Genomic DNA, 3,744 nt, shown 5'->3' on the forward strand with positions numbered 1-3,744 from the left:
TATTATGGTGATCCCCTGGGCGAAATGCGCCTGGTAAGCAGAGTTTTTGAAATGTAAGGCCTTTGAATAAGACAAAAGGCTGCCTCATCGCTAACTTTGCAACAGTGCCCGTTTTTCCGATGTGCCGAAATGCCCGCTTACCAGGGTGTGCAGCTCATTCAGAATATAATCATACATCTGATAATGCGCTTTCCACGGCTCCTGTGTGGCATTGACATAAAACCCGGCACCCTGGCCGAGATCGTACTCTTTATCATCCGCCACCTGACTGCCGCGCGGACTGGTATCCGGCGCGACAATCACCAGGCCGTGTTCCGCTGCGTAACGCTGTGCCCCGGCTTTGGTGATAAAATTCTGCTCGTTGCAGGTCAGCCCGGAAAGCCAGTACAGCACAGGACATTTCTCTGTTTTTGCCTGCGGCGGCAGAAACACGGAAAAAGTCATCGGCGTGCCGGTCACCGCAGAGTGGTGACGCCAGACTTCCTGGCTGCCGCCGAAACAGACGTGATGTTCAATCCGTTCCATAGTATCTCCCTGAATACGTTATCAGTAATGAATGACTGTGCGGATGGATTTGCCGTCGTGCATCAAATCAAAAGCTTCATTGATTTTATCCAGTTCCATGGTGTGCGTGACAAACGGCGCCAGCTCGATTTTGCCGCTCATGGCATCTTCCACCATTCCCGGCAACTGGGTACGCCCTTTCACGCCGCCGAACGCCGTGCCTTTCCAGACCCGGCCGGTCACCAGCTGGAACGGACGGGTTGAAATCTCTTTTCCGGCACCCGCCACCCCGATAATTACCGACTGCCCCCAGCCACGGTGCGCACTTTCCAGCGCCGACCGCATCACATTGACATTGCCGATACATTCAAAGGTATGATCCACACCCCATTTGGTCATTTCGACCAGCACCTGCTGAACAGGTTTGTCATAATCATTGGGATTAATGCAGTCTGTGGCGCCGAACTGTTTTGCCAGCTCAAACTTGGATGGATTGGTATCGATGGCAAAGATGCGCCCCGCTTTTGCCTGACGTGCGCCCTGCACCACGGCCAGCCCGATACCGCCGAGGCCGAATACCGCCACAGAATCCCCTTCCTGTACCTTCGCGGTATTGTGTACCGCGCCGATCCCGGTGGTCACGCCGCAGCCGAGCAGGCAAACCTGCTCCGCATTGGCCTGCGGATTGATTTTCGCCAGTGATACTTCCGCCACAACGGTATATTCGCTGAATGTCGAGCAGCCCATATAGTGATAGAGCGGCTGACCGTTATACGAAAAACGGCTGGTGCCGTCCGGCATCACGCCTTTGCCCTGGGTTTCGCGGACGGCAACACAGAGGTTGGTTTTACCGGAGGTACAGAAATCACACTCGCCGCACTCGGCGGTGTACAGCGGGATCACATGGTCGCCCGGTTTCACACTGGTCACGCCCTCACCGACCTCAACCACCACCCCGGCACCTTCATGGCCGAGCACCACCGGGAACAGACCTTCCGGATCATCACCGGAAAGCGTGTAGGCATCGGTATGGCATACCCCGGTGTGACTGATTTTCACCAGCACTTCACCTTTCTTCGGCGGTGCCACATCAATTTCAACAATTTCAAGGGGTAAACCCGGCCCGAAGGCGACTGCTGCGCGTGATTTCATAACGGTTCCTCTGTGTCTGAGGCTTATCATGGCAGGCGATAAGCACGAATGCCGTCCACCATACCGCACAACAGCGCTGCCTGTATAGCGCCGGTCAGCAGGTGGCCGCCACCGGTGCCGGTTTTCTGATCAGCAGACAGATTGCCAGCAGCAGACCGTACAGTGCCGTGCCAATCAGCCACACCGTACCGTCCGCACTCTGCTGTGTCTGACTGAAAATAAAAGCAAACAGCAGCGGGCCCGCCACGCCGGTCAGATTGGTCAGGCTGACCAGCACACCCTGTAGTTTTCCCTGATTTGCCGCCGATGCCCCGGCAGAGATAATGCCCTGCAATGCAGGCAGTGCAATTCCGCCGCCTGCCAGCAGGATCAGGACCGGATACACCATCCATCCGGAAGTGATAGCAGACATCAGTAAAAACGCGGTGGCATCGGCAATAAATCCGGCGAAAATAATGGTTTTCTCACTCAGCCGTTTTGCCAGCGCCCCGGCAACCACCGCCTGAAACAGTGCATGCATCGCCCCGAGTCCCGCCAGTGAAAAACCGACCGCCGCGCTGTCCCAGGCAAAGCGGCTCTCCGTAAACAATACCCAGACAGTGGCCGGGATCTGCCCGATAAGCTGCGCGGTAAAAAAGACAAACAGCAACAGCGCCAGAGGTTTAAGCAGTGTGATAAAGCTGATACCTGCGCTTTCTTGTTTCTGCTCCGCCGGTTTTTCTTCTGTCTGTACCGCCGGTTTAAAGATAAAAAAGACCATCAGAAAGGTGCAGGCATTCAGTATTGCCGCAATGACAAACGGCAGATGCGGTGAGATATCCCCCGCCAGTCCGCCGATAGCCGGCCCGGCAATCAGCCCGGCACCAAAGGCCGCACCGAGACGGCCGAACCAGGCGGTACGCTCGCTGACCGCCGTGCTGTCCGCCACTACCGAAGCCGCAACCGCGCCGGTGGCACCAGTGATCCCGGAGATAATCCGCCCGAGATACAACATCCACAGCACATTGGACAGTGCCAGCAGTGTGTAATCAAACGCGGCACCCGCCAGGGATAACAGCAGCACCGGTCTGCGCCCCAGCTTATCTGACCATCTGCCCAGCAGCGGAGCAAAACAGACCTGCATCACCGCATACAGCGCCAGCAGAATGCCGTAATGGTTTGCCACATCCGCTTCCGGGAGATATTCCCGCAGCAGTGACGGTAATACCGGCATGATCAGACCAATTCCCATCGCGTCCAGCAGTGTAATCACCAGCGCGATGACAGCGGGTTTATTCATTTTTCAGATCCTGTGTTAATTCCCTATCATTGATAGAGTTGGAATATATCCCTATCAATGATAGAGTGTCAATCTGAAAATCGGAGGAGACGGTCATGGCACGGCTGAACAGAGAATCGGTTATTGATGCGGCACTGGAACTGCTGAATGAGACAGGGATTGACGGGCTGACGACCCGCAAGCTGGCGCAGAAGCTGGGAATAGAACAGCCGACACTTTACTGGCATGTGAAAAATAAACGGGCGTTACTGGATGCGCTGGCGGTGGAGATCCTGGCGCGTCATCATGATTATTCACTGCCTGCGGCGGGGGAATCCTGGCAGTCATTTCTGCGCAATAATGCAATGAGTTTCCGCCGGGCGCTGCTGCGTTACCGTGACGGGGCAAAAGTGCACCTCGGCACCCGCCCTGATGAAAAACAGTATGATACGGTGGAAACCCAGTTACGCTTTATGACAGAAAACGGCTTTTCACTGCGCGACGGGTTATATGCGATTTCAGCGGTCAGTCATTTTACCCTTGGTGCCGTACTGGAGCAGCAGGAGCATACTGCCGCCCTGACCGACCGCCCTGCAGCACCGGACGAAAACCTGCCGCCGCTATTGCGGGAAGCGCTGCAGATTATGGACAGTGATGATGGTGAGCAGGCCTTTCTGCATGGCCTGGAGAGCCTGATCCGGGGGTTTGAGGTGCAGCTTACGGCACTGTTGCAAATAGTCGGTGGTGATAAACTTATCATCCCCTTTTGCTGATGGAGCTGCACATGAACCCATTCAAAGGCCGGCATTTTCAGCGTGACATCATTCTGT

3 protein-coding genes and 1 pseudogene are annotated in these 3,744 nt (G+C 55.6%); 1 reads left to right on the forward strand and 3 read right to left on the reverse strand.

The annotated features are described in order from the left end of the window. Positions 1-102: 102 nt before the first annotated feature. The 3 genes and pseudogenes from ABN099_RS18895 to tet(D) all read right to left on the reverse strand — a co-directional run. Positions 103-525 (reverse strand): annotated as a pseudogene (locus ABN099_RS18895) (alpha/beta hydrolase-fold protein); the annotation flags it as partial. Between the two features lie 21 nt (positions 526-546). After that, positions 547-1,656 carry an S-(hydroxymethyl)glutathione dehydrogenase/class III alcohol dehydrogenase gene (locus ABN099_RS18900; RefSeq protein ID WP_000842134.1) on the reverse strand — a complete coding sequence of 370 codons (1,110 nt, stop codon included), beginning with the start codon at positions 1,654-1,656 and terminating at the stop codon, positions 547-549. Between the two features lie 94 nt (positions 1,657-1,750). After that, positions 1,751-2,935: a tetracycline efflux MFS transporter Tet(D) gene (tet(D), locus tag ABN099_RS18905; RefSeq protein WP_001039466.1), complete on the reverse strand. Its 1,185-nt coding sequence runs from the start codon at positions 2,933-2,935 to the stop codon at positions 1,751-1,753. 95 nt (positions 2,936-3,030) lie between these two features. On the opposite strand from tet(D), the gene tetR(D) reads away from it, so the two are divergent. Then, the gene (gene tetR(D) / locus ABN099_RS18910) at positions 3,031-3,687 is read left to right on the forward strand and encodes a tetracycline resistance transcriptional repressor TetR(D) (protein ID WP_000113282.1); all 657 of its coding nucleotides are present in this window, start codon (positions 3,031-3,033) and stop codon (positions 3,685-3,687) included. Positions 3,688-3,744 lie beyond the last annotated feature (57 nt).

Origin of the sequence: Proteus hauseri (assembly GCF_040139125.1) — a bacterium.
Lineage (GTDB): Bacteria > Pseudomonadota > Gammaproteobacteria > Enterobacterales > Enterobacteriaceae > Proteus > Proteus hauseri_B.

Bases quoted from the DNA above. Each gene is read 5' to 3' on its own strand.
- ABN099_RS18900 (WP_000842134.1), bottom strand. From the start codon at position 1,656: ATGAAATCACGCGCAGCAGTCGCCTTCGGGCCGGGTTTACCCCTTGAA.